This is a genomic window from Brevundimonas sp. GW821-FHT12C05, from assembly GCF_058807475.1.
In genome coordinates, this window is the sequence record NZ_JBXAQS010000002.1 from 326,904 (window position 1) to 350,661 (window position 23,758).

Consider the following 23,758-nt stretch of genomic DNA (forward strand, 5'->3'; position numbering starts at 1 on the left):
ACGGCGCGTCTCCCTCTCGCCTGTTGATGAGCGGGAAGTCCCTGTGCCTTGTGGGGGTATTAGGGTCTTAAGACAGGGCTACGCAGTGTTCCCTAGCGGACCCGTTCAGGCGGCCAGGAAGCGCTGGCCCAGCTCCTGGTCGCGGTCGGCCAGGCCGGTCTCGAAGTCCATGAAGACATCGATCAGTTCGTCCACGCCGATGGGGGCGGCGCCGGGGCTGAACCGGAAACGCCAGAAGCTGACCACGTGCTGGATCGCGCCCAGCTGCTCGCCCAGCCGGGTGAACAGGCGCGGGGCCTGCAGCAGGAAGTCGCGGAAGGCGCCGGGACGCGAGTCCTGCGTCAGGGCGGCGTAGGCGTCGTCATAGATCCGCAGGGTCCGCGAGGCGTCGTCGCAGACGGCGACGATCCGGTCGCGCAGCACCTGACGGCCCCGATCCAGATACTCGCGCGAACTGCGGTCCACCTTGCCGATGGGCTTCACGGTCGCGACCGCCTCGGCGACGTGGGTCACGTCCGCCATCAGGCTGGTCAGCACCCATTTGTAGTAGAGGAAGCCCTTCCAGCAGAAGATGCCCTCCTGATACTCCTCGGGCTTCAGGTGCAGGGTCTGGCGCAGGGCCTCCATGCGGTCGCCGGGATCGTTGGACAGGATCTTGCCGGCCAGCCGGCGGGTCGACCCTACCGCCTCGACGTCCGCGCCGAAGCTCAGGGTCACCAGCGGGCGGATCTCGGACTCGACGAACTGCGCCATCCGCGTCAGGTCGCCGTCGCTGATCGAGAAATAGCAGGGAGCGGGCTCGATCCCCTCGCGACGCAACTGTTCGCGCAGCAGGAAGGGGTCCAGCGAGGGCAGGGCGTCCATCAGCCGCAAGGTGCGCAGGTCCGGATGCTCGGCCTCCAGGCCGAAGGCCTCCTGCATCATTCGTTCGAAACCGCGCTGATCCACGAAGACGAAGCGGCCGCCCGTCTTCAGGTCGTCGGCGTCAATGGGGATGACCACCTTGGTCGCCACCTGGCGGCGCAGGTGGAAGGCGTCCAGCTCGTCGCGGCGCAGGCGGTGCTTGATGATCAGGGCGCTGTTCAGCGCCGGGGTCTGGAAGATCGGTCGGGTCCGCCACTCCAGCTCGTGGCCGTGCTCGGTGGCGACCTTCAGCAGGTTGAGCACGCGGGCCGTCGACGCGGAACGGCGCAGGTGGGCCAGATTACGGATCGCGCGGTCAGTCATGGGGCCCCCGGGAAGCGGGCACCCAATCATGAAAACATGACCAACGGCTTAGCCGATCAGCGATAGCGGGAGCGGCCGCGCGGTCCGTTCCCGCTATCGATCGGTCAGAAGGTCGCCGCCACCGACAGCCACAGGCGCCGCGGCTCCTGATTGTTGGCGTACAGATTGGTGTAGGCGATCGCATTGGTGTTGGTGTTGCTGACGTAGGAGCCGTAGCTGACGAAATCCTTGTCGAGCAGGTTGTAGATCGCGCCGTTGATCGTCACCCGGTCCGTCACGGCGTACGAGCCGCCCAGGTGGAAGACTTCATAGGCGCGATAGTCGCCCCAGGTGGCCTTGGCGCGGCTGGTGGTCGGATCCTCGGGCCGATAGCGCTCGCTGCGGTACTCGCCGCGAAGCCACAGGTTCAGACGGTCGGTGGCGGCCCAGCGCAGGCTGCCGTTCAGGATGTGCTCGGGCGTGTCGCTGAGCGGCAGACCCGCCTCGGCGCCGCTCTTCTGCTCGGAGTCGGTGTAGGTGTAGTTGCCCGACAGCGACCAGTCGCTCGTCAGGTCCCAACGGACCGAGGCCTCGACCCCGCGGGTCACCGCCTCGTCGATGTTCAGGGTCTGGGCGAAGGTCTCGACCAGAGGCCAGAAGCCGTAGTCGGCGCAGTTCGGCAGGGCCTGCTGGCCGGCGTCGTACTGGGGCCGGGTCAGGCCGAACGAACAGTTGTTCAGCGGCAGGCCGGTCGCGATCTTGTCCTCGAACTGGTTGTTGAAGAGCGTCAGGTTGGCGCGGAAATTATCCCGGTTGTCGTAAAAGACGGCCAGTTCCGAACTGGTGCTGGTCTCCGGCTTCAGGGTCGGCGTGCCGATGGTCGGACGGGTCCCCTGTCCCGTGAAGCCGGTGATGCCGTCCACGATCTGATCCAGGCGCGGGGTCTTGAAGCCCTGGCTGACGCCGCCCTTCAGGGTCCAGTGGTCGGCGGCGTTCCACACCAGATAGGCGCGCGGGCTGAACTGTGCACCGAACTGGCTGTGATCGTCGTGACGGGCCCCCAGGGTCAGGGCCAGGGTGTCGGTGAAGCGCCATTCGTCCTCGGCGAACAGGGCCCATTGCTGATGTTCGTAGGGGGCGACCGCGACGCCGTCGATCATCTCGGCGTCCCAGTACTGACCGCCGACCGTGAAGGTGTGGTTGTTCCAGGACGAGAAGAATTTGGTGTCGAAGATGGTGTTGGTGGCTTCCAGCGTGCGCGGACCGCCGGCGCCCGGAACACCCGCCGGGACGATCCGCCCGACCGTCTCTCGCACGCCCCGCGACAGGGTCGACTGCAGCTCGCCGAAAGGCAGGCGCCAGTTGTGGGCCAGGACGTATTCCTCCTGGTTGAACTCCATGTCCGCGGCGTAGCCCTGGATGCCCAGGGTGCCGAGCTGGCCTGCCGAGTTGTCGTACCACTGGCGGGTCACGTCGATGTCCAGCATCAGCTCGTGGTCGGGGTGCGGCGTCAGGGCCAGGCGGCCGCCGACGGACCAGATCTCGTTCTCCACCGGGCTTGGGCCGCGCGTGCTGACGACGGCGTTTCCACCGCTGTCGGTCTCATAGGTCAGGCTGGACGCCTCGCGAGTCTGGTACCGGCCGCGCAACGCGGCGCCCAGCAGGCCGGGGATCAGCGGACCCGCCGCATAGACGTTGGCGCCGTACTGGGCGCCGAACTGATCGTCGCCCTGCAGGGTGGCGTCCGCCGCCACCGAGCCGGTCCAGCTGTCGCCGACCTTGCGGGTGATGATGTTGACGACCCCGCCCATGGCGTCGGACCCGTACAGGGTCGAGACCGGGCCGCGCACGACCTCGATCCGCTCGATGGCCGACATCGGCGGGATGAAGCTGGTCGAGGTCTCGCCGAACCCGTTGGGGGTGATGGAGCCGGCGGCGTTCTGACGGCGTCCGTCGACCAGCACCAGGGTGTAGTCCGAGGGCATGCCGCGGATCGAGATGTTCAATCCGCCGGTCTTGCCCGCCGTGGCGCCGACATCGACGCCTTCGACGTTGGCCAGGGCTTCGGCCAGGCTCTGGTAGCGTTCCTGCTCCAGGTCCGACCGCGACAGGACGCTGATGGAGGCCGGGGCCTGCTCGATCTTCTGTTCGAAGCCCGCCGCCGTGACCACGACCTCGTCCAGATGCGTCGCCTCCTGGGCCATCGCCGAGCCGGCGGCGGCCAGCAGCGCGCCGGCCGAGGCCAGGCTGGTCATGGTGCGGAATCGGATCGTGAACATGGGCGCCCCTCAAAATGCGAGCGCCTCTCAATCGCGGAACGAGCGTTGCAGCAACCCGGGTGCGCGGTTCCGCCGCAAGTGTCGCAGGGGGCGATCCGCCGCTCTGGCGCGGCATCGGATCGAGGCCTAGAAAGCGTTCATGACCGTCTTCGACATTCTCATTCTCACCGCCGTGACCGCCGTGGCCGTGACGCTCGCCCTGGGCCTGCGTCAGCTCTACAAGGACGGCCCTGAGGCCCGCTCGCGCTCCAACAAGCTGATGCGGCTGCGCGTCGCCCTCCAGGCCGTGGCCGTGGTGCTGCTGGTCGCGGGCATGTGGTGGAAATCCACGCACGGGGCCTGAGCCCATGGTGGTCCTGAACAAGATCTACACCAAGACGGGCGACGGCGGGCAGACCCGGCTGGCGTCCGGCGCGACCGTGTCCAAGAGCGACCGGCGGGTCGAGGCCTACGGCGCGGTCGACGAACTGAACGCCGTGATCGGCGTGGCGCGCCTGCATTCGGGTCAGAACGACCGCATCGACGCCATGCTGGGCCGTATCCAGAACGAGCTGTTCGACCTCGGCGCCGACCTGGCCACCCCGCTGGAGCCGGCGCCCAAGTGGGAGGCCCTGCGCATCCTCGACAGCCAGGTCGAGCGGTTGGAGCAGGAAATCGACTGGATGAACGAGAGCCTCAAGGCGCTGGACAGCTTCATCCTGCCCGGCGGCGCGCCCCTGTCGGCGCACCTGCACCTGGCCCGCACCGTGGCGCGGCGGGCCGAGCGCGAGGCCGTGCGGCTGGTCGAGAGCGGCGAGGCGGTGACCCCGGCGTCCGTCCGCTACCTGAACCGTCTGTCCGACCACCTGTTCGTCGCGGCCCGCCGGGCCAACGCCAACGGCGCGGGCGACATCAAGTGGAAGCCCGGCGCGACGCGCTAGCTGCGCTTGCCCTTGAAGTAGGCGTAGATCGACATGGCGTGGCCGTGTCCGAGGTCGAACTCGCTCTTCAGCCAGTCGGTGACCTGCGTCGCCTTCACCCCGGCCTTGAGGTCGTCGCCCTCGATCAGGCCGGCGGTCTGCGCCAGCGCCTTCAGCTCATCCGGCGACTTGCCGGTCTTGGTCTGGACGTTGTCCAGATAGGCCTGGAACGACATCTCAGTTGCCGCGCGCAGCGGCCAGGGCGACCCGTTGACGCTCGGCGTCGGCGTCGCGGGCGGCCTGCTGGGCGACCAGCTGATCCTCGATGGCGACCAGTTCGCGGTTCTTGCGGTCCGAAGCCTGGGCCCGGGTCTCGCCGGGCAGGCGGCCGGTGATCCCCTCGATTTCCGCGATCGACATCGGGCGGGCGCAGACGCGCTGGTCGGGATCCCACCACCCGCCGTCGGTCACGCAGCGCTCGCCCGGCGCCTTGACCAGCGCCTGCCAGGCGAAGGTCGCGCCCAGCAGCACGGCGAAGGTGCACAGGAACAGCACGCTGAGCCGCTTCATGGTCAGGAGACGGTGCATGGGAGGCGTTCCGTGATCTGGCGTGTTGACGCCGCGTTACGTTGACAGGTCGGGTCCGGCGTACCTATTGCCTGACCCAACATTCCGGCGACTTTGTGGATAGCGCAATGAAGGTTCTCGTCCCCGTCAAACGGGTGATCGACTCCAACGTCAAGGCCCGCGTCAAAGCGGACCAGACCGGCGTCGACCTCGCCAACGTCAAAATGAGCATGAACCCCTTCGACGAAATCGCCGTCGAAGAGGCCGTGCGCATGAAGGAAGGCAAGGAACACCACGCCGCCGGCACGGCCGACGAGATCGTGGTCGTCTCCATCGGCGTCACCCAGGCGCAGGAGACCATCCGCACGGCCCTGGCCATGGGCGCCGACCGCGGCCTGCTGATCCAGTCCGACACGGACCTGGAGCCGCTGGCGATCGCCAAGCTGCTCAAGGCGGTGGTCGACGAGGAGAAGCCGGACCTGGTCCTGCTGGGCAAGCAGTCGATCGACGGCGACAACAACGCCGTCGGCCAGATGCTGGCGGCCCTGCTCGACTGGCCCCAGGCCACCTTCGCCGGCAAGATCGTCATCGAGGGCGGCAAGGCGACCGTCACCCGCGAGGTCGACGGCGGCCTGCAGACCGTGTCGGCGGCCCTGCCGGCGGTGGTCTCGGTGGACCTGCGCCTCAACACCCCGCGCTACGCCTCCCTGCCCAACATCATGAAGGCCAAGAAGAAGGAGATCGCGGTCAAGGCGGTCGCCGACTACGGCGTCGACACGGCGCCGCGCCTCAAGGTGCTCAAGGTCGCCGAGCCGCCCAAGCGCTCGGCCGGCGTGAAGGTGGCTGACGCCGCCGAACTGGTGTCCAAGCTCAAGTCCGCGGGGGTCCTGTAATGGCCGTTCTCGTCATCGCCGATCACGACGGCAAGGCCGTTCGCGACACCACCAACAAGACCGTCACCGCCGCCCTGGCCATCTCGGGCGACGTGGACGTGCTGGTCCTGGGTCAGGGCGCCCAGGGCGTCGCCGACGCCGCCGCCAAGATCACGGGCGTCCGCAAGGTCCTGCTGGCCGAGAGCGCCGGCCTGGGCAAGATGCTGGCCGAGGCCGTCGAGGCCACGGTCCTGCCGCTGGCCGCCGGCTACGACGCCGTGCTGACCCCGGCCAACACCGACGGCAAGAATTTCGCCCCGCGCATCGCCGCCAAGCTCGACACCGCGCCGATCTCGGACATCGTCGAGGTCGTCTCGGCCGATACCTTCGTGCGCCCGATCTATGCGGGCAACGCGCTGGAGACCGTCCAGTCGTCGGACGCCAAGAAGGTCATCACCGTGCGCCCGACCGCCTTCGCCGCCGCCGCCGACGGCGGCTCGGCCAAGGTCGAGACCGTCGCCGGCGCCGACGCCTCCAAGACGACCTTCGTCAGTGAGGAAATGGTCAAGTCGGACCGTCCGGAACTGGGCGCCGCCAAGATCGTCGTCTCGGGCGGCCGCGCCCTCGGCTCGGCCGAAGAGTTCCACGCCGTCATGGACCCGCTGGCCGACAAGCTCGGCGCCGCCGTCGGCGCTTCCCGCGCCGCCGTGGACGCCGGCTACGCGCCCAACGACTACCAGGTCGGCCAGACCGGCAAGGTCGTCGCCCCGGCCCTCTACATCGCCATCGGCATCTCGGGCGCCATCCAGCACCTGGCCGGCATGAAGGACTCCAAGGTCATCGTCGCCATCAACAAGGACGCCGACGCCCCGATCTTCCAGATCGCCGATTACGGCCTGGTGCAAGACTACAAGGTCGCTGTGCCGGAGCTGATGAAGGCGCTCGGCTGAGGGCTGTCACAGTCTGATTGAAGAGGGCGCGGCGCCGAAGGGGGCCGCGCCCTTTTTCGTTGTCCAGCAAGCTTGGCCTTGGCAGAAAGAGCGGCCGGTCAAGAGGCTGGCGCCGGAGCAGGCGTTTGATGACCCCCCAGAAAGCTGTCAGCCACGGTCACTGGACCGTCAATGGCGGCGTCATGCTCGTCATGCTTGGGATCCCATTGGTGGTCTGGCTGATCGCGGCGTCTCTAGGGTTCCGTGGCGATTGGTGCATGATCGCGGCGGCGGCGAGCCTGCTGGTCAGCTGGCCAGCTTCCTGGCTGACGTGGTCCTTCCTTGTGACCCGTTGGAGAATCTGGGCCTACGAACGGGTGGAAAACCTCGACGAACTCAAGGCCATGGCGGTGGAGGTCCAGCTGCTTTGGCCGGAAGGTCACGCCAAGGAACGCACAGAGATTCGTACGCCCGCCCAGCAGCAACGCATCAGTGAACTGGAAGCGGCTTGGGCTCGGAAGCGCGGCTGACCACCCTCCCCATCCGTCTCACCCCCGGCGCCGCCTCCGACCGCATCGACGGCTGGGCCGCGGACGCCGAGGGCCGCCCCGTCCTCAAGGTCCGCGTCCGCGCCCGGCCCATCGAGGGCGAGGCCAACGCGGCCCTGCTGGCGCTCATGGCCAAGACGCTCGGCCTGCCCAAATCCGCCGTGACGCTTGAGCGCGGCGGCCAGTCGCGGACCAAACGGCTCTCCATTGAAGGACTGTCCGAACCCGACCTGAAAGCCCGCCTTACGGACTTGTAATGTTTAGGGCCTTGTCGCGGCGGCCCGCAGCCTCTTGTAATCCGCCCCGAGTTCGCGCCGCCATTTTTCGGGACGGGCGCACTGGGGAGCTTTTTCATGAGACTTCGCCGCCTGGCAGGCCCCGGCCTTGCCGCCCTCGCCGTGCTCGCCCTCGGGGCCTGCGCCACCACTGGAACCACCCCGACGCCCGCCGCCGACGGATCGTCGGGCGCCAAGACCCGCCAGCCGCTGGCGGCCGGTCTGGACGCCGCGACCATCCCGGACCCCTATCCCTCGACCTATCGCGGCCTGCCGCGCGAGAATTTCGCCATCGTCGGCGGCACGGTGCTGGACGGCGCCGGACGCAAGATCGAGAACGGCGTGGTCGTGATCACCGATGGCCGCGTGGCCGCCGTCGGCGACGCCTCGACCGCCATCCCGGCCGGCTACCGCACGGTGCAGGCCAACGGCCGCTTCGTCACCCCGGGCATCATCGACGTCCACTCCCACCTCGGCGTCTATCCCTCGCCGGGCGTCAGCGGCATGAGCGACGGCAATGAGGCCACCAGCCCCAACACCGCCCAGGTCTGGGCCGAGCACAGCCTGTGGCCGCAGGATCCCGGCTTCAACGCCGCCCGCGCCGGCGGCGTGACCACGCTCCAGATCCTGCCCGGCTCCGCCAACCTGTTCGGCGGCCGCGGCGTGACGGTGCGCAACATCCCGTCGGTGACCATGCAGGGCATGAAGATGCCCGGCGCCCCCTACGGCCTGAAGATGGCCTGCGGCGAGAACCCGTCGCGCGTCTACGGCGGCCGCAACCAGAGCCCGGCCACGGGCATGGGCAATATGGCCGGCTACCGCGCCGCCTTCATCGCCGCTCAGGACTATCGCGCCAAATGGGACAAGTGGCGCGCGGACGGCGAGGGCTCGCCCCCGACCCGCAACCTGCAGAACGAGACCATCGCCGGGGTGCTGGACGGTTCGATCCTGGTGCAGAACCACTGCTACCGGGCCGACGAGATGGCCATGATGATCGACCTGTCCAGGGAGTTCGGTTTCAAGATCACCGCCTTCCACCACGCTATCGAGGCCTACAAGGTCGCGCCGCTGCTGGCCCGCGAGGGCATCTGCGCCGACATGTGGACCGGCTGGTGGGGCTTCAAGATGGAAGCGCTCGACGCGGTGGAGGCCAACGCCGCCCTCGTCGACGCCCAGCCCGGCTCGTGCGCCGTCATCCACTCCGATGACGCCGAACTGACCCAGCGCCTGAACCAGGAAGCCGCCGCGGCCCTCGCCGCCGGCCGCCGCATCGGCATGAACATCCCGGAGGAACGGGCGATCAGCTGGATCACCCTGAACGCGGCCCGGTCGCTCGGCATCGCCGACCAGACCGGTTCGCTGGAAGCCGGCAAGCGCGCCGACGTCGTGATCTGGAGCGCCGATCCCTTCTCGGTCTACGCCCGCGCCGACCAGGTCTTCGTCGACGGCGGCCTGGCCTTCGACCGCATGAACCCGGCCTTCCAGCCGGTTTCCGATTTCGAGCTCGGCCAACCGGGCTTCGGCCTCACCGCCGCCAACGTCCCGCAGGGAGCCCGCTGATGCGCCTCAAGAGCCTCATCCTCGGCGCCGTCTGTGCGGCCGCGCTGTCCACGCCCGCCTTCGCCCAGCAACTGACCGCCATCACCGGCGGCCGGGTGCTGACCGGCTCGTCGGTCATCGAGAACGGGACCGTCGTGATCCAGAACGGCCGCGTCGTCTCGGTCGGGACCGGCGCGGCCCCCTCCGGCGCCCGCGTCATCGACGCGCGCGGCAAGGTGGTCGCCCCCGGCTTCGTCGCGGTCGATTCCGGCCTCGGCGGTTCGGAGATCTCCTCGGTCAACGGCTCGGACGACCTCAGCAACGGCGCCAACACCATCAGCGCCGCCTTCGACGTCTCCTACGGCCTGGACCCGTGGTCCTTCACCCTGCCGGTCGCCCGTCTGGGCGGCATCACCCGCGCCATCGTCGTGCCGAACCATCCGGGCGGCTCGGGCGGGCATGAGCATCAGGACGACAGCGACTTCGCCGGCGTCGGCGCGGCCGGCCTCCAGTCGCCCAGCCTGTTCGCCGGCCAGGCGGCCATCATCCATCTGGCCGCGGGCAACGACATCCTGGTCAAGCCGCGCGTGGCCCAGGTCGCGCCCTTCGGCGAGGCGGGAGCCGGCGTCGCCGGCGGCGCGCGCGGGGCCGAGTTCACCCAGTTCCGCGAAACCCTGGCCGAGGTGCGGCTCTACGCCCGTAACCGCGCCGCCTATGACCGGGGCACCATGCGCGACCTCAGCCTGTCGCGCGCGGATCTCGAGGCCCTGATTCCGGTCGCCGACGGGACCATGCCGCTGATCGTCACCGTGCGCCGCGCGGCCGACATCCAGCAGGTCCTGCGTCTGGCCCGGGAAGAGAGGATCAAGATCATCCTCGACGGGGCGGAAGAGGGCTGGATGGTCGCCGACCAGATCGCGGCGGCGGGCGTGCCCGTGCTGCTGAATCCGATCTCCAACCTGCCGGGCAATCTGGAGACGCGCGGTTCGCGGATGCAGAACGCCGCGGCCCTGGACGCCGCCGGGGTGGTCATCGCCATCAAGGGCAACGAGGGCTCGATCCACCGCGCCCGCGAGACTCGCTACAACGCGGGCAACGCCGTCTCGCACGGCCTGCCTTACGACGCGGCGATCGAGGCGATCACGGTCAACCCGGCCAAGATCTTCGGCATGGCCGGCCAGTTCGGGGAGCTGCGCGCCGGCGCCGCCGCCGACGTGGTCGTCTGGTCCGGCGATCCGCTGGAGCCGCTCAGCATCGCCGAGACCATCTTCGTCAACGGCCAGGAACAGGCGCCCACCAGCCGCCAGTTCCTCCTGCGCGACCGCTACCGCACGGGCGGCGAGGGCGCGATGCCGCCGGCGTACAGCCGCTGACCTGACGGTTCTCCCTCCCCTCATGGGGAGGGTGGCCGAGCGAAGCGAGGACGGGTGGGGAACGGCTGCACGAACGCGCAGCCGCACAGTTCCCCACCCTGTCGTCGCTGGCGCGCCGACATCCCTCCCCACAAGGGGGAGGGAGAGCTACTGTACGGCCCATGACTGCTTCGCCCCGCATCTTCATCGACGCCGACGCCTGCCCGGTGAAGGACGAGGTCTACCGCGTGGCCGAGCGCTACGGGCTGAAGGTGTTCGTGGTCTCGAACGGCTGGATCAACACCCGCCGCGATCCGTGGATCGAGCAGGTCGTGGTCGACGCCGGGCCCGACATCGCCGACGACTGGATCGCCGAGCGCGCGGGCAAGGGCGACATCGTCGTCACCCAGGACATCCCCCTGGCCGACCGCTGTCTTCAGGCCGGCGCCCAGGCGATCAAGTCCAACGGCACGCCCTTCACCGCCGACTCCATCGGCTCGGCCCTGGCCGGGCGGATGGTGGGCGAGCATCTGCGCTCCATGGGCGTGGCCACCTCCGGCCCGCCGCCGTTCGGGCCCAAGGACCGGTCTGCCTTCCTGCAGGCCCTGGACCGGGCCGTGGTCGTCGCCAAACGGGCCCTGGCATGACCGTCATTCCCGAGGACGAGCTGGAGTTCCGCTTCTTCCGCTCCGGCGGTCCCGGCGGGCAGAACGTCAACAAGGTCTCGACCAGCGTCCAGCTGCGCTTCGACGCCCGCAACTCGCCGTCCCTGACCGATGCGGTGCGCGAGCGGTTGATCAAGCTGGCGGGCAGCCGGGCCACCCTGAACGGCGAGATCCTGATCACCGCCGTCCGCTTCCGCACCCAGGAGCGCAACCGCGCCGACGCCTTGGAGCGACTGCAGGGACTGGTGGACGAGGCCTCGATCAAGCCGGTCTACCGCGTGCCGACCCGCCCCACCCGGGCCTCGAAGGAACGGCGCCTGGACGGCAAGGCGAAGCGGTCCTCGATCAAGAGCGGCCGCGGCCGGCCCAGGTCGGACGACGGCTGACGGAACCGGAGGTCGGCCTTCCCCGTTATGGCGCAGCTTGGGTCGATCGACCGGCCTGCTGTCTCCAGTTCAAGAAGGGCGCTCCCGCATGAAATTCGCCTCCCTCCCCCTGATCGCCGCAACGGCCGCCGTATTCGCCCTGGCGGCGTGTCAGAGTCCCGAAGAGAAGGCCGCCGCCGCCGCCGAACGCCCGGCGACGGATGGTACGAGCGCCGCGGAGATCGCGGCCCGCGCGACGACGCCCCAGGCGTCCATGACGCCGGACGAGCGCGCCGCGCTGCGCGCCGAGCAGATCTCGCTGCTGGACCAGGTCGGCGCCGAGCGCGCGAAGGGCCACGTCCGCGTGCCGGGCGTCGAGGATCAGGTGGTCACCCTGCAGCCGCTTCAGTCCCACAACTTCACGGTTCCGATGACGCAGGGCGTGCCGTACCTGCTCTTCGCCTCCTGCGACGGCGACTGCACGGTCGTGGACCTGGCGCTGCTGGACGCCTCCGGCGCGGTGATCAAGACCGACACGGACAGCGGAGACTTCCCCGTCCTGGACTTCACGCCCACGACGACCGGAACCTATACGGCCAAGATCACCATGACCGAGTGCAAGCTGGCGCCCTGCTACGCCTCGGCGCGGGTCTACCAGAAGCCCTGAATCTGCGGCGCCGGGCGCCCTATCGGCGCTCGGCCCGCACCTGCAGGGGCGTCCGGGGCAGGGTGGCCAGGGTCAGCTTGCCGTCGCGGTCGGTATCCAGCGAATAGAACCAGCGCTGCGTCGCCGCCGCCCATTCCTCGCTCGTGACCCGCTGGTCGATGTTGACGTCAGCCGACTTCACCGGCTGCGGCAGGTTGAAGAAGCCCGCCTCGGCGATCACGCCGTAGCCCGCCAGGCGGCCGCGCGGCGAGGATCGGCGGGGGCCGCCGTTCTGGGGCGCGAGCCCCAGAGTCGATGTGTCCAGAGTCGATGTGCCCAGGGTCGAGTCGGTCAGGCCCAGGCGCGGTCCGCCCGGCCGCATGCCGCCGGCTCCGCCCGGACGTCCGCCCATGCTGAAGCCGCGCAGGCTCTGCTCGTAGGCCGCCAGCTCCGCCTGGTTCAGCCGGCCGTCCCTGTCGGTGTCCAGGGTCGCGAAGAACCGCCGGCCGTCCGCCTCGAACTCCTCGAAGGTCACCGCGCCGTCCAGATTATCGTCCGCGCCGGTGAACCAGTCGGACGACGGCCAGGGCTGGCCGGGCTCGCCCACGAACGCCTCGCCGAACGGACTGATGAACAGCACCGGGCTGGGCGGAGGCGGCGGACCGAAGGGACTGGCCCCGCCCGGCTTCCCCCCATCGCTGGCGCAGGCGCCCAGCAAGGCGGTGAGAGACAGGACGAGCGCGGTCGTCCCTACGTGGATCGCACGCATGGGCAGGTCTCCGAAGGATCAGGGTCTATTGGGCGGGCCGGAACAGCAGGGCGGCGACCTTGTCGTCCTGGAAACCGATCACCCACTGGGTCGCGGCGTTGGCGAACGTCACCGCGAACAGGTCCGCGCCGTCCTGGCTGCCGACGAAATCGACCGCCTGCACCGCGCCGAAGCCGCGGATGAGGGGAAGCACCTGCGCCTCCTGCTCGCGCACCTTGGAGGCCAGGTCGTCGGTCATCAGCGAATAGTCGATCGCGCCGGTCTGGGCGCCGGCGATGATGGCCCGCAGGGTTTCCTCGGCCTTGGGGTTCGCGGGCGCGGTGACCGGGGGGATGGACGTCGGCGCGCGCGGGGGGGTCTGGGCGGACCCGTCGAAGGTGTTGGGCACGCTGCCCGCGGCCACCTGGGCCTGGGCGGCGACGGGAGAGAGACCGATCAGGGCGGCCAGAACCAGCAACTTCATGGGGTCGTCTCCGAAGATCAACTCAGACGATGGCGGGCCAAAGCGACAGAACAAGGGCGGCGACCGAGGCGCAGATTGCAACGGTGACACAGACGATCATCCAGGTCGGCGTCCGGGTTTCCCGGATGACCACAGTCTGCGCCTGCGGCGGGTTCTGCGCCAGCCTGGCCAGCGCCTTCAGGGTCGCGCGCAACTCCTCGACGGCGTCGCGGATCTGGGCCTGCGGACCCAGCTCGCGGCGGATCCAGCGCTCGACCACCGGCTGGGCCGCGGCCCACAGGTCGTGATCGGGGTTCAGCCGCCGGGCCACGCCCTCGACCGAGACCATGGTCTTCTGCAGCAGGATCAGTTCGGGCCGCAGGTGCATGTCGAACAGGGCGGTGATCTCGAACAGCTGGCCCAGCAGGCGGCCCATGGAGACCTTGGACGCCTGCTTGCCGATCACCGGCTCTCCGACGGCGCGCAGGGCCTGGGCGAAGGCCTCGACCGAATGCTCCTTGGGCACATAGCCGGCCTCGAAATGGACCCGGGCGATGCGGTCGTAGTCGCGGCTGATGAAGCCCCACAGGATCTCGGCCAGATAGCGCCGCTCGGACGGACCCAGCCGGCCGACGATGCCGAAGTCGATGGCCGTCAGCTCCGCCGGCGCGTGACAGAACAGATTGCCCTCGTGCAGGTCGGCGTGGAACGCCCCGTGGTCCAGCGCCTGGCTCAGGAACGACCGCACGACGTTGTCGGCCAGCGCATTGACGTCCAGTCCGGGCTGAAGGGCGGCGTTCGGATCGGTCAGCGGCAGGCCGGTGGCCCACTCCAGCGTCAGCACCCGCTTGCCGACCCCGTCCCAGATCACGCCCGGCGCCGACATGTGGCCGGTCAGACCCTGCGGATCCGGCTTGGCCATGATCTCCTTCAACTCGGAGGCGGCGGCGGCTTCCAGCCGCATGTCCAGCTCCAGCGTCAGGGCGCGGGCGATCGTCTCGACGAAGGCCGAGGGCTCCAGCCGTCGGGCCAGCGGCACGAATTTCACCGCCAGCCGCGCCGCCAGCCGCATGGAATCTAGCCCATGCGCCACGCGCCGCTCGACGCCGGGGCGCAGGATCTTGACCGCCACCTTGCGTCCGTCGGCCAGCCAGGCCGGATGCGCCTGCGCCAGCGAGGCGGCGGCGACGGCGGGTCCGAAATCGGTGAACAGCGCCTCGACCGGACGGCCCAGCGAACGCTCGACCTCGCGTCGGGCCTGATCCTGCGGGAAGGGCGGCAAGGCGTCCTTCAGCCGGCCCAGGTCGCGGGCGAACTCGACGCCGAAGATATCGGCGCGGGTGGCCAGCACCTGCCCCAGCTTGATGGCCACCGGCCCCAGATGCTCGAACGCCTTGCCCAGCCGCTGGCCGGGGCGGCCGTCGCGGCCCTCGCGCCCGGCGAACAGGTGCAGCAGATGGGCGATCCAGCGCGCCCAGACCGGCAGCAGCGGCGTGATCTCGCGCGGCGCCAGGGCGTCGTGGCGGATCAGCACGCCCAGCCAGCCCAGCAGCCTCAGGGACGCGCCCAGCGGATCGCGCACCGGCACGGTGGCCGGCGGCGGCGGAGGCGTGCCGGGGTCGATCTTCTGGCTCAGATCGCCCACCCGTAATGGATGGCCGCGACGCCGCCCGACAGATTGGTCACCGTCACGCGGCTGAAGCCCGCGGCCTCGATCATGCCCTTGAAGGTCGTCTGGTCGGGGAAGCGGCGAATGCTCTCGACCAGGTACTGATAGCTGTCGCGGTCCTTGGCCACCCAGCCGCCGATGCGCGGAATGGCGTGGAAGGACCAGGCGTCATAGGCCTTGCGGATGGGCCCTGCGGTCGGGCGTGAGAACTCCAGGCACAGGAAGCGGCCGCCGGGCTTCAGCACCCGGCGCGCCTCTCGCAGGGCCTGGGACACGTCGGCCACGTTGCGGATGCCGAAGCTGATCGAATAGGCGTCCACCGAGGCGTCCGGCAGGGGCAGGGCCATGGCGTCGCCGACGGTCCAGCTCATCTCAGGCTCGCCGCCCTTGTGGACCCCGGCCATGATCATCTCGGCGTTGTAATCCAGCACGATGACCGAGGCGTCCTCGCCCCCCATCCGCATCTGCGCCGCCCGCGCCATCTTCGAATAGCGGCGCGACATGTCGCCGGTGCCGCCCGCGACGTCCAGAATGGTCTCGCCCGGACGGGGGTTCAGCTTGGCCGCCGCCGCGTCCTTCCAGAGCCGGTGCACGCCCGCGCTCATCAGGTCGTTCATCAGGTCGTAGTTCGACGCCACGGAGTCGAACACGCCGCGCACCATGCGGACCTTTTCCTTGGCGTCCACGTCGCGGAAGCCGAACGAGGAGGTCTTGCCGGACGGAGTTTCGGAAGCGTCGGTCATGGCAGCGGTCTAGCGCCTGAACGGGGCCGCGTCATCCGTCCGTGTGGCCGCAGGATGCGTCTTCAGTGCGCCGCGTTCGGCCTCGGCACGCCGAGGTCCTTCATCACTCCGGAGATCAGGCCGTAGCAGCCGCAGGACGCCTTCTCGAGGCCTGGGCGGTCCAGCACCTCGACCCAGCCCCGGCCGCGCCGGATCAGGCCCTTGTCCTGGATCTCGCCGCCGACTTCCGACACCGTGGCGCGGCGCACGCCCAGCATGCCGGCGATGTCGGCCTGGGTCAGATGGAAGCGGTCGCCCTCGGCCCGGTCGTGCAGGGTCAGCAGCCAGCGCGCCAGCCGTTCGTCCAGCCGGTGCTGGGCGTTGCAGGCGGCGGTCTGCTGCACCTGGGCGAACAGGCTTTCGGTGAAACGCGACAGGGCTCCGCGCATCTCCTCGCTTCGGCTCAGGGCGTCGGAGAAGACGTCCGCCGGACAGCAGGCGGCCGAGCCCTCCAGCTGGGCGATGGCGCGGCTGGAGGCGCGGGCGTTCAACGGTCCGCAGGTGACGCCGACCAGCCCCTCGCGGCCGATGGCGGCGGTCTCGACCATCCGGTCGTCTTCCAGAACCGTCATCAGGGAGACGACGCCGGTCAGCGGGAACCACACTTCTCCCAAGGCCTCGCCGGCGTCGTACAGCATCTGGCCCTGCGCGAACGGGCGTTCGGTCAGGTGCGGTTCGATGCGTTTGCGGTCGGCCGCGGGCAGGGCCGTGATCCAGAGATTGTCCATGATGTTCTCGGCCTCGGAATAGTGACGCTCGGTAACGCCCACGCTTACCGCCTCGTTCCTGCCTTCCGCCGCTTGTGGCGCGGCGCCGGGCGCGATACGCCGGAGAAAACGGAGGGAACGATGCCGGAACAGATTGACGTGGCGGAAGCTCTGGAGGGCCTGCCCCTCTGGCGGAAGGCGCAGGACACGCGGCCCGCTATCGCCCGGTCCTTGGCTTTCGCGGACTTCAACGCCGCCTTCGGCTTCATGACCCGTGTCGCCCTGCTGGCGGACAAGGTCGACCACCATCCGGAATGGTCCAACGTCTACAATCGGGTCGAGGTTCTGCTGACCACCCACGACGCCGGCGGCGTGACCGAGCGCGACATGAACATGGCCCGCTTCATCGACGAAGCCGCCGCCGCGATGGGAGTTCAGTGATGGCGGGACGCGTCTCGGACAAGAAGATCCTGATCACCGGCGCCGCGGGCGGGCTGGGCACGGCCATGGCCCACATGCTGGCCCGCGAGGGGGCCAGGGTCGCCCTGACCGACGTCAATCTCGACGGCGTTCAGGCCCTGGCCGACGCCGTGAACGCCGAAACGCCCGGCAGCGCCTTCGCCTTCGCCCACGATGTGACCCGCGAAGACCAGTGGATCTCGGTCATCGACGCCGCCGCCTCGGCCATGGGCGGCCTGTCGGTGCTGGTCAACAACGCCGGCATCGGCGGCCCGCTGGCCTTCGTCGAGCAGGACACGGTCGAGAACTGGCAGCGTCAGTACGAGATCAACCTGCGCTCCATCATGCTGGGCACGAAGCATGCGATGCCGCTGCTGCGCGACAACGCTCCGGCCTCGATCATCAACATCTCGTCGGTGGCCGGCCTCGCCGCCGCGCCGGGCATGGGCGCCTACAACGCCACCAAGGCGGGCGTCTGGATGTATTCCAAGACCATCGCGCTGGAAGCGGCCAAGATGGACTGGAACGTCCGCTGCAACTCGGTCCACCCGGTCTTCATCAAGACCCCGATCCTCGATCCCTTCGTGGCCATGGCCGGCGGCGACGAGGGCAAGGCGCACGAGCGTCTGGCCCGCGGAATCCCGCTCAAGCGCATCGGCGAGCCGGACGACGTGGCCTATTGCGTCGTCTACCTGGCCTCGAACGAGTCGAAATTCATCACCGGGACCGAGTTCGTCATCGACGGCGGCATGCTGGCCCAGTAGGGCGCGCCTCAGTCGACGGCGGTCACCTCGACCGACTGGCCGGCCACCATGGCCTCGTCGCCGACCCGCTTGCCGACCAGGGCGCGGGCCAGCGGCGAGACGTGGCTGACCGAGCCCGCGGCCGGGTCCGCCTCATCCTCGCCGGTGATGCGCCAGGTCTGTTTGCGCCCGTCCTCGCGCTCGATCGTCACCGACCCGCCGAAGCGGACCCGCCCGTCGGCCTCGGTCTCCACCAGCTGGGCCGTGGCGCGGCGCGCCGACCAGTAGCGCAGGTCCCGCGCCGCCCGCGCCATCGGCGTGCGGTCGGTTTCGATCGTGCCGCTGGCCTGCGCCGCCGCATAGGCCGCGCGCGCCTCGGCCAGGGCGGCCTCGATCCGCGCCAGCCCTTCGGGCGTGACGAGATTGGGGTGGGCGGAGATGGGGCGGTCGGGAAGATCGGCGGCCGTGGCCTCCAGGTCTTCCTCGCGGGTGAAGGCGACGCTCATGGGGCGTCAGCGTATGGCCGGTCCGCCCGTTCCGGTCCACCGGTCATGAAAAAGGCCGTGGTCGGATGACCACGGCCCTTTCGATGTTCGGCGGTCGAGACCGCTAGACGGGTCGTCCCTTGCCGGTGATGAAGTGCACGATCAGCAGGATGATGAAGACCACGAACAGCACATAGGCGATGTTCATCGAAAGACCCGCGACGCCGCCGGCCCCAAGGGCGCCGGCGACCAGGGCGAGCACGAGAAAGATCAGGGCCCAGCGAAGCATGAGCGGTTCCTTCCAGAGCGGTTTTTCAAGGCGGAACGGCTCCAGGCCGCACCAGTCTGATCAACGTTCCGGAAGCCCCGCCGTTCCGCTCAACGGCGACGGCGGGTGTGCGATTTCTCGGTGAAAGCCGCCGCGACGATGCTGGCAAGTGCAGGATTTCGCAGGAAAATCCAGCCGCCCGCCAAGGCCGCGACCGTGCCGAGGATCGGCCGTTCGCGGAACAGCATGAAGGCGCGTTCGCCGATCCCGGAGGGCTCTTCCTCCTCCTCTTCGTCATCGCCTTCGCCGCGCAGGAACAGCACGGCGATCAGGGCGGCGATGAAGGCGAACAGCAGGAAGGTGATCGCCGCCGCCGCCAGCGGCGGGGCGATGATGCACAGGGCGTAGAAGATCGCCACGCCCAGAAACAGCACGGCCACCAGCGCGGCGCCGGCCGCCGCGGCGGCCGCGACGGCCTTCTTCACCAGACCCCTGGCCAGCCCCCCGCCGAACATCAGCGGCGGCGACCGGCGAGCAGCAGGCCGAGCACGACGCCCACGCCCAGAGCGATGGCGGTCGACTGGATCGGACGCTCTTGCACCCGTTCGGTCAGATAGCGCTGGGCCTCGTCGAAGCGCTCCGAGGCGTCGTCGTAATATTCGCGGCCCTTCACGCGGGCCTCGTCGTAATAGCCGCGGGCGCGTTCGCGCAGCACGTCGGCCTGTTCGCGCAGGCGGGCTTCGGCCTCGGCGGCCTTGGCGCGGACGCGGGCGTCGGCGGCCGACGCCTTCTCGCGCAGGGCGGCCTTTTCTTCGGACCCGAGGGTCTTCAGATCGTCCTTGAGCGTGTTCAGATCGTTCTTAACTGCGGCGCGGGCCGCCTTGGTCGTCGCCATGATGCGCGCTCCGTGTGGTCAAGCTTGACGGTTAAATAGAGAACCCTGAGCCGGAACGCCACTGTCCGGTGACGGTTCCCGCAATGCAGCATGGCGCCCCGCTGGCGAATGGCCACGGGGCGGCTTAGAAAACCGCCATGACACACTGGTTGTTCCCGCCCGCCGCCGCCCCCTCCTTGCCGATCCAGGGCCGCGCCGAGCGCTTCCCGGTCCGCCGCATCCTCTGCGTGGGTCAGAACTATGCGGCCCACGCCCGCGAGATGGGTCATGAGCGCGCCGAGCCCTTCTTCTTCTCCAAGCCCGCCGACGCCGTGGTCACGGACGGCGCCGATCCGGTCTTCCCGACCGCGACCGCCAACCTGCACCACGAGGTCGAACTGGTCTGCGCGATCGGTCCGGACGGGATCGTCGGCTGGGCGGTCGGCTGCGACCTGACCCGCCGCGACCTGCAGGCCGCCGCCAAGGAGAAAGGTCGTCCCTGGGACGCCGCCAAGGGCTTCGACCAGTCCGCCCCCTGCGCCGCCCTGGTGCTCGGCGCCCTGCCGGACCCCGCCGCCGCCATCGAACTTCGCGTCAACGGCGAGACGCGCCAGTCGGGCCGGCTGGACGACATGGTCTGGAACCCGGACGAGATCCTCGCCAAGGCGCGCACGCTCTGGGACGTCCGCGCCGGCGACCTGATCTTCACCGGCACGCCCGAGGGCGTCGGCCCGCTCAACCCCGGCGACCGGGTCGAGGCGACCATCGGCGGCCTGCCTTCGCTCACCTTCACCCTGGCGGCACGATGATCCTGCACGGCTACTGGCGCTCGGGCGCCGCCTACCGCACCCGCATCGCCCTGGCGCTCAAGGGGTTGGCCTACGAACAGGCGGGCCACGACCTGCGCACCGGCGCCCAGAAGGACCCGGCCTATGTCGCGCTGAACCCGCAGGGCATGGTCCCGGCCCTCGAGGTCACTTCAGAATCCGGGAGCGCGGTCCTGACTCAGAGCCCCGCCATCCTCGAATGGCTGGAGGAGACGCATCCGAACCCGCCCTTGCTGCCGTTCGACGCCCTCGGCCGCGCCCACGTCCGGGCCATGGCCGCCCTGATCGGCTGCGACATCCATCCGCTGAACAATCTCCGCGTCGGCAAGGCCCTGCGCGAAAGCTTCGGCGCCGACCAGGCCGCCGTCGACGCCTGGGCCGCCCGCTGGATCGTGCCCGGCTTCGAGGCGCTGGAAGCTCTCGTCGCCCGTCACGGCGCCGGCTGGTGCTTCGGCGACGCCCCGACCCTGGCCGACTGCTACCTGATCCCGCAGATCTATTCGGCCGCCCGCTTCAACGTCCCGCTGGGCGCCTTCCCGCGTCTACTGGCCATCGACGCGGCGGCCAAGGCGCATCCCGCGTTCGTCGCCGCCCATCCGGACAATCAGCCGGACGCGGACTGAGGCGAGAAGACCGCCCGAAGCGGACTCAGCGAATGTCTGCGATCGGTGGTAAGAGGACGGCCTACGCGATCTCAGTCGCTTGCGCCGCCCCCTGACCTCTCTCGTTCTTGCCGCGCAACAAGCGCGTCGATGACGAAAGAGACGGCGATGATGACGAGAAAGCCGGCGACAACGACCTTTGCATCGACCTGGATCAGGTTGAAAAACCATAGGAGCGCGACGGCGGCATAGACGAAGCAGACGATGCCGAAGACTCTTCGGAAGCTTCCCATTTCTTCAATCCGATTCAGGCTCCGGGACGGCCGAAGCCTACGCCCTGGATTGAGCTTCCGCTATGGGTCGAAGCAGACCCGCCTTCACCCCAGAAACCGATCCACCGCCGCCAGGAACCGCGTCGGGCGATCGATCATCACCATGTGTTCGGCGCCCTCGATCCGTTCGAAGGTCGCCGGCGCGCGCAGCCCGGCGTAGGCGCCGCGGAACAGGCTGTCGGTGTGGCTGCGCGGCGAGTTCTGGTCCGCGCTCCAGCCATAGACCACGGTCACCGGCGCGGTGATCCGGGGCAGGCGGGGGCGCAGGTCCACGGTCATCACCTCGTACAGGGACTGGGCCAGCACCTGCCGGTCGCCGCCCTGCCAGCCGATGGTCCCGAACAGGGCGTCGGTCGCCCCGCCCAGCTCCACCCCCATCTCACGGCCGCGCGTCCGCAGGGCTTCGTCGCCGAGGAACTGGATCGCCTGATAGGCCAGCTGGGCGATGGGCTGCACGTCGCGCACCGTCGCCTCGGGGCTGATCAGGGCGGCGAAGAAGGGCGAGGAATCCACCGTCATCAGCCGCCCGACCGCCCAGGGCCAGTCCGAGGCCAGCCTCAGGCCGATCTGGCCGCCCATCGAGTGGCCGATGATCGCCGGCTGGCTCAACCGGCTCTCGGTGATGTAGCGCAGCACCTCGCCGGCCGCCGGACCGAGAATGGCCCCCTCGGCATTGGCCTGCGGGGCCAGGTCGCCGAACCCGCGCACGGAAACCAGATGCAGCCGGTATCGTCCCGCCAGCCGGTCGGCGGTCGAACGCCATACGGCGGCGGTCGAGGCCAGGCCGGGGATCAGGATCAGGTCCGGCCCCTCTCCGCGCGTCTCGACCGTGATCCGGCGCGAGGCGAACGTCGCCTGCGCCCACGCGGACGGGGCCGCCCCTGCCAGGACCACGGCGCCGGTCGCGCCGATCAGGAATTCGCGTCTCGCCTGCATGACCCCGTTCTTCCGGGCGATTGCGGCGCCATCATGAAAAAGGCCCGGATGCGCGAACATCCGGGCCTCGATCGGGTCGTCGGTGCGGAAAGGCTCAGCCCACGGCGGGGCGCAGGCCACCGGCCATGGTCGGCGCGCCGGAGCGGCGCTCGCCGCCCGAGGCGATGATGCGGTCGATGCGGGCCTTCTCGGCGCGGAAGGCGGCCAGGTCGGCGCCCGCCAGGACGGTGCCTTCGGTGGTGCGCACGCCGGCCGGATTGATCCGCTGGCCGCCGCGCCAGATTTCATAGTGCAGGTGCGGGCCGGTCGAGGCGCCGGTCGAGCCGACATAGGCGACGACCTGGCCCTGGCTCACGCGCTGGCCGGCGCGGACGCCCGAGGCGTAGCGCGACAGGTGGCCGTAGCCGGTCTCCAGGCCATTGGGGTGGCGGATGCGCAGCCAGTTGCCGTAGCCGCCCCAGCGGCGGGCTTCGACGATCACGCCGTCGGCCGGGGCCACGACCGGCGTGCCCATGCCCGCGGCGAAGTCGATGCCTTGGTGCATCTTGCGATAGCCGGCGATCGGGTGGCGGCGGAAGCCGAACGAGGAGGAGACGCGGAAGCCCCGCTCCAGCGGCGTACGCATGAAGGCCGAGCGCGTGTTCTTGCCCGTGCCGTCGAAATACTGCGCCTCGCGGGCGCCGGCGGGCTGGAACCGGTAGAAGGTCACGCCCTTCAGCGAGGCGTACATCAGGTCGCCGGAATCGATGGTGCGGCCGTTCTCGGTGACGGTGCGGGCGAAGACATAGGTGAACTCGTCGTCCGACTTGACGTCCCGGTCCATGTCGAACTTGTGCGAGAACAGGCGGCCGGCGACGCGGGCGATCGCCGCCGGGGCTCCCTCGCGGCGGGCGGTGCGCGACAGCGAGCCCTCGACCTTGCCGGTCAGGACCACCGTCTCGTGGGTCACCTTCTCTTCCAGCGCGCGCAGGCGCAGGGCGCCGTCGAAGCTGCGCGACACGGTCAGCTGGCTGGCCGGGCCGGTGCGCATGGTCAGGCCGATCAGGCGGGCGTCGCCGCGGCCGCCGCGCGGATGGGCGATGGCGGTCTCGAACTTCTGCCCGGCGCGCATCGAGCTGACGTCCATGGCGTTCGACAGGGTCGCGGCCACGGCCGAGGCTTCCTCGGGGGCGATGCCCGTGCGGGTCACGGCCTGTTCGAAGGTCTCGCCCTTGCGGATCTGCACCGGAATGGCTTCCGGCGCGGTCAGGCCGGCGGGCATGCCGCCGGCGGCGAACGCCTGGGCTTCCAGGGCGGCGATCTGAATTTGAGAGAGAGGCGGAGCCTCTTCCGCTTTCGCGGGTTGGTATACGCGTCCGGCAAGCAGCGCCACCGAGATCGCCGCCACCGCCGTCAGGGCGTGAGGGGCGATGCGCATCGGCTGGCGACGTGGATCGAACTGAGCCATCGGTCCCCGACAAACGACGACGCCGGCCGGCGCCAAAGCTACTAAAAGCAAGGATCGCGCCGGGCTGCCCCCCAAGGAACCGCCAAACGCGAGACGCGCCGTATAGCCCGTCCGTCCCATGATGGGAAGGCAGATCGTTACAAGCCGTTAACCGGAGCCGTAGTTGCGGGTAAAGACTGCGTGACCGCCGAGGTGATCAGAGGTCAGCGCGGCAGTATTCGTACAGCATCTGAAGGCTATTCACACAGATGTGAGGGCGGTGTTCGCCGCCGAC

31 protein-coding genes are annotated in these 23,758 nt (G+C 69.6%); 15 read left to right on the forward strand and 16 right to left on the reverse strand.

The window, feature by feature from the left end; genetic code table 11:
* Positions 1-105: 105 nt before the first annotated feature.
* Both AC1RRF_RS10920 and AC1RRF_RS10925 read right to left on the reverse strand, forming a co-directional pair.
* Positions 106-1,227, reverse strand: a complete 1,122-nt coding sequence (locus AC1RRF_RS10920; protein WP_492834463.1) for a hypothetical protein — start codon at positions 1,225-1,227, stop codon at positions 106-108.
* 104 nt (positions 1,228-1,331) lie between these two features.
* Complete coding sequence (locus AC1RRF_RS10925; RefSeq protein WP_492834464.1) at positions 1,332-3,485, reverse strand: TonB-dependent receptor domain-containing protein; 2,154 nt, start codon at positions 3,483-3,485, stop codon at positions 1,332-1,334.
* 139 nt (positions 3,486-3,624) lie between these two features.
* Here AC1RRF_RS10925 and AC1RRF_RS10930 point away from each other — a divergent pair, with 139 nt between their 5' ends.
* Together AC1RRF_RS10930 and AC1RRF_RS10935 are read left to right on the forward strand one after the other, a co-directional pair.
* Positions 3,625-3,828 carry a twin transmembrane helix small protein gene (locus AC1RRF_RS10930; RefSeq protein WP_492834465.1) on the forward strand — a complete coding sequence of 68 codons (204 nt, stop codon included), beginning with the start codon at positions 3,625-3,627 and terminating at the stop codon, positions 3,826-3,828.
* 4 nt (positions 3,829-3,832) lie between these two features.
* Complete coding sequence (locus AC1RRF_RS10935) at positions 3,833-4,405, forward strand: cob(I)yrinic acid a,c-diamide adenosyltransferase (protein WP_492834466.1); 573 nt, start codon at positions 3,833-3,835, stop codon at positions 4,403-4,405.
* Here the strand turns inward: AC1RRF_RS10935 and AC1RRF_RS10940 are convergent.
* On the reverse strand, positions 4,402-4,620 hold the full coding sequence (locus tag AC1RRF_RS10940) for a DUF4287 domain-containing protein (RefSeq protein ID WP_492834467.1): 219 nt from the start codon (positions 4,618-4,620) through the stop codon (positions 4,402-4,404). The genes AC1RRF_RS10935 and AC1RRF_RS10940 overlap by 4 nt on opposite strands.
* A gap of 1 nt (position 4,621) precedes the next feature.
* Positions 4,622-4,972, reverse strand: a complete 351-nt coding sequence (locus AC1RRF_RS10945) for a hypothetical protein (protein WP_291832927.1) — start codon at positions 4,970-4,972, stop codon at positions 4,622-4,624.
* A 107-nt stretch (positions 4,973-5,079) separates the two neighbouring features.
* Here AC1RRF_RS10945 and AC1RRF_RS10950 point away from each other — a divergent pair, with 107 nt between their 5' ends.
* The 9 genes from AC1RRF_RS10950 (at position 5,080) to AC1RRF_RS10990 (ending at position 12,163) form a co-directional block, all read left to right on the forward strand.
* Positions 5,080-5,844 carry an electron transfer flavoprotein subunit beta/FixA family protein gene (locus AC1RRF_RS10950; protein ID WP_492311964.1) on the forward strand — a complete coding sequence of 255 codons (765 nt, stop codon included), beginning with the start codon at positions 5,080-5,082 and terminating at the stop codon, positions 5,842-5,844.
* Positions 5,844-6,773, forward strand: a complete 930-nt coding sequence (locus AC1RRF_RS10955; RefSeq protein WP_492834468.1) for an electron transfer flavoprotein subunit alpha/FixB family protein — start codon at positions 5,844-5,846, stop codon at positions 6,771-6,773. The genes AC1RRF_RS10950 and AC1RRF_RS10955 overlap by 1 nt, the downstream gene beginning before the upstream one ends.
* Before the next feature lie 128 nt (positions 6,774-6,901).
* Positions 6,902-7,282 carry a hypothetical protein gene (locus AC1RRF_RS10960; protein ID WP_492834469.1) on the forward strand — a complete coding sequence of 127 codons (381 nt, stop codon included), beginning with the start codon at positions 6,902-6,904 and terminating at the stop codon, positions 7,280-7,282.
* A complete protein-coding gene (locus tag AC1RRF_RS10965; protein WP_492834470.1) occupies positions 7,261-7,557 on the forward strand; it encodes a DUF167 family protein in 297 nt (98 codons plus the stop codon). Before AC1RRF_RS10960 ends, AC1RRF_RS10965 begins: the two co-directional genes overlap by 22 nt.
* Before the next feature lie 96 nt (positions 7,558-7,653).
* The gene (locus tag AC1RRF_RS10970) at positions 7,654-9,135 is read left to right on the forward strand and encodes an amidohydrolase (RefSeq protein ID WP_492834471.1); all 1,482 of its coding nucleotides are present in this window, start codon (positions 7,654-7,656) and stop codon (positions 9,133-9,135) included.
* Positions 9,135-10,487, forward strand: coding sequence for an amidohydrolase family protein (locus AC1RRF_RS10975; protein ID WP_492834472.1), 1,353 nt, complete (start codon positions 9,135-9,137; stop codon positions 10,485-10,487). Before AC1RRF_RS10970 ends, AC1RRF_RS10975 begins: the two co-directional genes overlap by 1 nt.
* 161 nt (positions 10,488-10,648) lie before the next feature.
* Positions 10,649-11,113, forward strand: coding sequence for a YaiI/YqxD family protein (locus AC1RRF_RS10980; protein ID WP_492834473.1), 465 nt, complete (start codon positions 10,649-10,651; stop codon positions 11,111-11,113).
* Positions 11,110-11,517 (forward strand): alternative ribosome rescue aminoacyl-tRNA hydrolase ArfB, encoded by a 408-nt coding sequence (gene arfB / locus AC1RRF_RS10985; RefSeq protein ID WP_291836427.1) that lies wholly within the window; start codon positions 11,110-11,112, stop codon positions 11,515-11,517. Before AC1RRF_RS10980 ends, arfB begins: the two co-directional genes overlap by 4 nt.
* Positions 11,518-11,605: 88 nt before the next feature.
* Positions 11,606-12,163 carry a hypothetical protein gene (locus AC1RRF_RS10990; protein WP_492834474.1) on the forward strand — a complete coding sequence of 186 codons (558 nt, stop codon included), beginning with the start codon at positions 11,606-11,608 and terminating at the stop codon, positions 12,161-12,163.
* A gap of 19 nt (positions 12,164-12,182) precedes the next feature.
* Here AC1RRF_RS10990 and AC1RRF_RS10995 read toward each other — a convergent pair whose 3' ends face one another.
* The 5 genes from AC1RRF_RS10995 to AC1RRF_RS11015 form a co-directional block, all read right to left on the reverse strand.
* The gene (locus tag AC1RRF_RS10995) at positions 12,183-12,911 is read right to left on the reverse strand and encodes a hypothetical protein (protein WP_492834475.1); all 729 of its coding nucleotides are present in this window, start codon (positions 12,909-12,911) and stop codon (positions 12,183-12,185) included.
* Positions 12,912-12,936: 25 nt separating this feature from the next.
* Positions 12,937-13,374 carry a hypothetical protein gene (locus tag AC1RRF_RS11000; protein ID WP_492834476.1) on the reverse strand — a complete coding sequence of 146 codons (438 nt, stop codon included), beginning with the start codon at positions 13,372-13,374 and terminating at the stop codon, positions 12,937-12,939.
* A 22-nt stretch (positions 13,375-13,396) separates the two neighbouring features.
* A complete protein-coding gene (ubiB, locus tag AC1RRF_RS11005) occupies positions 13,397-14,998 on the reverse strand; it encodes a 2-polyprenylphenol 6-hydroxylase (protein WP_492834477.1) in 1,602 nt (533 codons plus the stop codon).
* Entirely contained in the window at positions 14,986-15,765 is a 780-nt protein-coding gene (locus AC1RRF_RS11010) for a class I SAM-dependent methyltransferase (RefSeq protein ID WP_492834478.1), read from the reverse strand. The genes ubiB and AC1RRF_RS11010 overlap by 13 nt, the downstream gene beginning before the upstream one ends.
* Before the next feature lie 62 nt (positions 15,766-15,827).
* A complete protein-coding gene (locus tag AC1RRF_RS11015; protein WP_492834479.1) occupies positions 15,828-16,574 on the reverse strand; it encodes a Crp/Fnr family transcriptional regulator in 747 nt (248 codons plus the stop codon).
* Between the two features lie 78 nt (positions 16,575-16,652).
* On the opposite strand from AC1RRF_RS11015, the gene AC1RRF_RS11020 reads away from it, so the two are divergent.
* A complete protein-coding gene (locus tag AC1RRF_RS11020) occupies positions 16,653-16,952 on the forward strand; it encodes a 4a-hydroxytetrahydrobiopterin dehydratase (protein ID WP_492834480.1) in 300 nt (99 codons plus the stop codon).
* Positions 16,952-17,734: an SDR family oxidoreductase gene (locus AC1RRF_RS11025; protein WP_492834481.1), complete on the forward strand. Its 783-nt coding sequence runs from the start codon at positions 16,952-16,954 to the stop codon at positions 17,732-17,734. The genes AC1RRF_RS11020 and AC1RRF_RS11025 overlap by 1 nt, the downstream gene beginning before the upstream one ends.
* A gap of 8 nt (positions 17,735-17,742) precedes the next feature.
* Here the strand turns inward: AC1RRF_RS11025 and greA are convergent, their stop codons facing one another.
* From greA to AC1RRF_RS11045, 4 genes are all read right to left on the reverse strand, one after another.
* Complete coding sequence (greA, locus tag AC1RRF_RS11030; RefSeq protein ID WP_492834482.1) at positions 17,743-18,219, reverse strand: transcription elongation factor GreA; 477 nt, start codon at positions 18,217-18,219, stop codon at positions 17,743-17,745.
* Between the two features lie 103 nt (positions 18,220-18,322).
* Positions 18,323-18,487 carry a DUF1328 family protein gene (locus AC1RRF_RS11035; protein ID WP_492834483.1) on the reverse strand — a complete coding sequence of 55 codons (165 nt, stop codon included), beginning with the start codon at positions 18,485-18,487 and terminating at the stop codon, positions 18,323-18,325.
* 89 nt (positions 18,488-18,576) lie between these two features.
* The gene (locus tag AC1RRF_RS11040; RefSeq protein WP_492834484.1) at positions 18,577-18,951 is read right to left on the reverse strand and encodes a hypothetical protein; all 375 of its coding nucleotides are present in this window, start codon (positions 18,949-18,951) and stop codon (positions 18,577-18,579) included.
* A 29-nt stretch (positions 18,952-18,980) separates the two neighbouring features.
* Complete coding sequence (locus tag AC1RRF_RS11045) at positions 18,981-19,361, reverse strand: glycine zipper domain-containing protein (RefSeq protein ID WP_492834485.1); 381 nt, start codon at positions 19,359-19,361, stop codon at positions 18,981-18,983.
* A 137-nt stretch (positions 19,362-19,498) separates the two neighbouring features.
* Between AC1RRF_RS11045 and AC1RRF_RS11050 the strand changes: the two genes are divergently transcribed.
* Together AC1RRF_RS11050 and maiA are read left to right on the forward strand one after the other, a co-directional pair.
* The gene (locus AC1RRF_RS11050) at positions 19,499-20,149 is read left to right on the forward strand and encodes a fumarylacetoacetate hydrolase family protein (RefSeq protein ID WP_492834486.1); all 651 of its coding nucleotides are present in this window, start codon (positions 19,499-19,501) and stop codon (positions 20,147-20,149) included.
* The gene (gene maiA, locus AC1RRF_RS11055; RefSeq protein ID WP_492834487.1) at positions 20,146-20,790 is read left to right on the forward strand and encodes a maleylacetoacetate isomerase; all 645 of its coding nucleotides are present in this window, start codon (positions 20,146-20,148) and stop codon (positions 20,788-20,790) included. The genes AC1RRF_RS11050 and maiA overlap by 4 nt, the downstream gene beginning before the upstream one ends.
* 71 nt (positions 20,791-20,861) lie before the next feature.
* On the opposite strand, the gene AC1RRF_RS11060 is transcribed toward maiA, so the two are convergent.
* The 3 genes from AC1RRF_RS11060 to AC1RRF_RS11070 form a co-directional block, all read right to left on the reverse strand.
* Complete coding sequence (locus tag AC1RRF_RS11060; RefSeq protein ID WP_492834488.1) at positions 20,862-21,062, reverse strand: hypothetical protein; 201 nt, start codon at positions 21,060-21,062, stop codon at positions 20,862-20,864.
* An 84-nt stretch (positions 21,063-21,146) separates the two neighbouring features.
* The gene (locus tag AC1RRF_RS11065; RefSeq protein WP_492834489.1) at positions 21,147-22,037 is read right to left on the reverse strand and encodes an alpha/beta fold hydrolase; all 891 of its coding nucleotides are present in this window, start codon (positions 22,035-22,037) and stop codon (positions 21,147-21,149) included.
* A gap of 94 nt (positions 22,038-22,131) precedes the next feature.
* Positions 22,132-23,484, reverse strand: a complete 1,353-nt coding sequence (locus AC1RRF_RS11070; RefSeq protein ID WP_492834490.1) for a M23 family metallopeptidase — start codon at positions 23,482-23,484, stop codon at positions 22,132-22,134.
* Positions 23,485-23,758 lie beyond the last annotated feature (274 nt).

Excerpts from the sequence above, each read along its gene's own strand:
- AC1RRF_RS10920 (WP_492834463.1), bottom strand. The coding sequence starts at position 1,227 with ATGACTGACCGCGCGATCCGTAATCTGGCCCACCTGCGCCGTTCCGCG.
- AC1RRF_RS10925 (WP_492834464.1), bottom strand. The coding sequence starts at position 3,485 with ATGTTCACGATCCGATTCCGCACCATGACCAGCCTGGCCTCGGCCGGC.
- AC1RRF_RS10930 (WP_492834465.1), top strand. The coding sequence starts at position 3,625 with ATGACCGTCTTCGACATTCTCATTCTCACCGCCGTGACCGCCGTGGCC.
- AC1RRF_RS10935 (WP_492834466.1), top strand. The coding sequence starts at position 3,833 with ATGGTGGTCCTGAACAAGATCTACACCAAGACGGGCGACGGCGGGCAG.
- AC1RRF_RS10940 (WP_492834467.1), bottom strand. The coding sequence starts at position 4,620 with ATGTCGTTCCAGGCCTATCTGGACAACGTCCAGACCAAGACCGGCAAG.
- AC1RRF_RS10945 (WP_291832927.1), bottom strand. The coding sequence starts at position 4,972 with ATGCACCGTCTCCTGACCATGAAGCGGCTCAGCGTGCTGTTCCTGTGC.
- AC1RRF_RS10950 (WP_492311964.1), top strand. The coding sequence starts at position 5,080 with ATGAAGGTTCTCGTCCCCGTCAAACGGGTGATCGACTCCAACGTCAAG.
- AC1RRF_RS10955 (WP_492834468.1), top strand. The coding sequence starts at position 5,844 with ATGGCCGTTCTCGTCATCGCCGATCACGACGGCAAGGCCGTTCGCGAC.
- AC1RRF_RS10960 (WP_492834469.1), top strand. The coding sequence starts at position 6,902 with ATGACCCCCCAGAAAGCTGTCAGCCACGGTCACTGGACCGTCAATGGC.
- AC1RRF_RS10970 (WP_492834471.1), top strand. The coding sequence starts at position 7,654 with ATGAGACTTCGCCGCCTGGCAGGCCCCGGCCTTGCCGCCCTCGCCGTG.
- AC1RRF_RS10975 (WP_492834472.1), top strand. The coding sequence starts at position 9,135 with ATGCGCCTCAAGAGCCTCATCCTCGGCGCCGTCTGTGCGGCCGCGCTG.
- AC1RRF_RS10980 (WP_492834473.1), top strand. The coding sequence starts at position 10,649 with ATGACTGCTTCGCCCCGCATCTTCATCGACGCCGACGCCTGCCCGGTG.
- arfB (WP_291836427.1), top strand. The coding sequence starts at position 11,110 with ATGACCGTCATTCCCGAGGACGAGCTGGAGTTCCGCTTCTTCCGCTCC.
- AC1RRF_RS10990 (WP_492834474.1), top strand. The coding sequence starts at position 11,606 with ATGAAATTCGCCTCCCTCCCCCTGATCGCCGCAACGGCCGCCGTATTC.
- AC1RRF_RS10995 (WP_492834475.1), bottom strand. The coding sequence starts at position 12,911 with ATGCGTGCGATCCACGTAGGGACGACCGCGCTCGTCCTGTCTCTCACC.
- AC1RRF_RS11000 (WP_492834476.1), bottom strand. The coding sequence starts at position 13,374 with ATGAAGTTGCTGGTTCTGGCCGCCCTGATCGGTCTCTCTCCCGTCGCC.
- AC1RRF_RS11010 (WP_492834478.1), bottom strand. The coding sequence starts at position 15,765 with ATGACCGACGCTTCCGAAACTCCGTCCGGCAAGACCTCCTCGTTCGGC.
- AC1RRF_RS11020 (WP_492834480.1), top strand. The coding sequence starts at position 16,653 with ATGCCGGAACAGATTGACGTGGCGGAAGCTCTGGAGGGCCTGCCCCTC.
- AC1RRF_RS11025 (WP_492834481.1), top strand. The coding sequence starts at position 16,952 with ATGGCGGGACGCGTCTCGGACAAGAAGATCCTGATCACCGGCGCCGCG.
- greA (WP_492834482.1), bottom strand. The coding sequence starts at position 18,219 with ATGAGCGTCGCCTTCACCCGCGAGGAAGACCTGGAGGCCACGGCCGCC.
- AC1RRF_RS11035 (WP_492834483.1), bottom strand. The coding sequence starts at position 18,487 with ATGCTTCGCTGGGCCCTGATCTTTCTCGTGCTCGCCCTGGTCGCCGGC.
- AC1RRF_RS11045 (WP_492834485.1), bottom strand. The coding sequence starts at position 19,361 with ATGGCGACGACCAAGGCGGCCCGCGCCGCAGTTAAGAACGATCTGAAC.
- AC1RRF_RS11050 (WP_492834486.1), top strand. The coding sequence starts at position 19,499 with ATGACACACTGGTTGTTCCCGCCCGCCGCCGCCCCCTCCTTGCCGATC.
- maiA (WP_492834487.1), top strand. The coding sequence starts at position 20,146 with ATGATCCTGCACGGCTACTGGCGCTCGGGCGCCGCCTACCGCACCCGC.
- AC1RRF_RS11060 (WP_492834488.1), bottom strand. The coding sequence starts at position 21,062 with ATGGGAAGCTTCCGAAGAGTCTTCGGCATCGTCTGCTTCGTCTATGCC.
- AC1RRF_RS11065 (WP_492834489.1), bottom strand. The coding sequence starts at position 22,037 with ATGCAGGCGAGACGCGAATTCCTGATCGGCGCGACCGGCGCCGTGGTC.
- AC1RRF_RS11070 (WP_492834490.1), bottom strand. The coding sequence starts at position 23,484 with ATGGCTCAGTTCGATCCACGTCGCCAGCCGATGCGCATCGCCCCTCAC.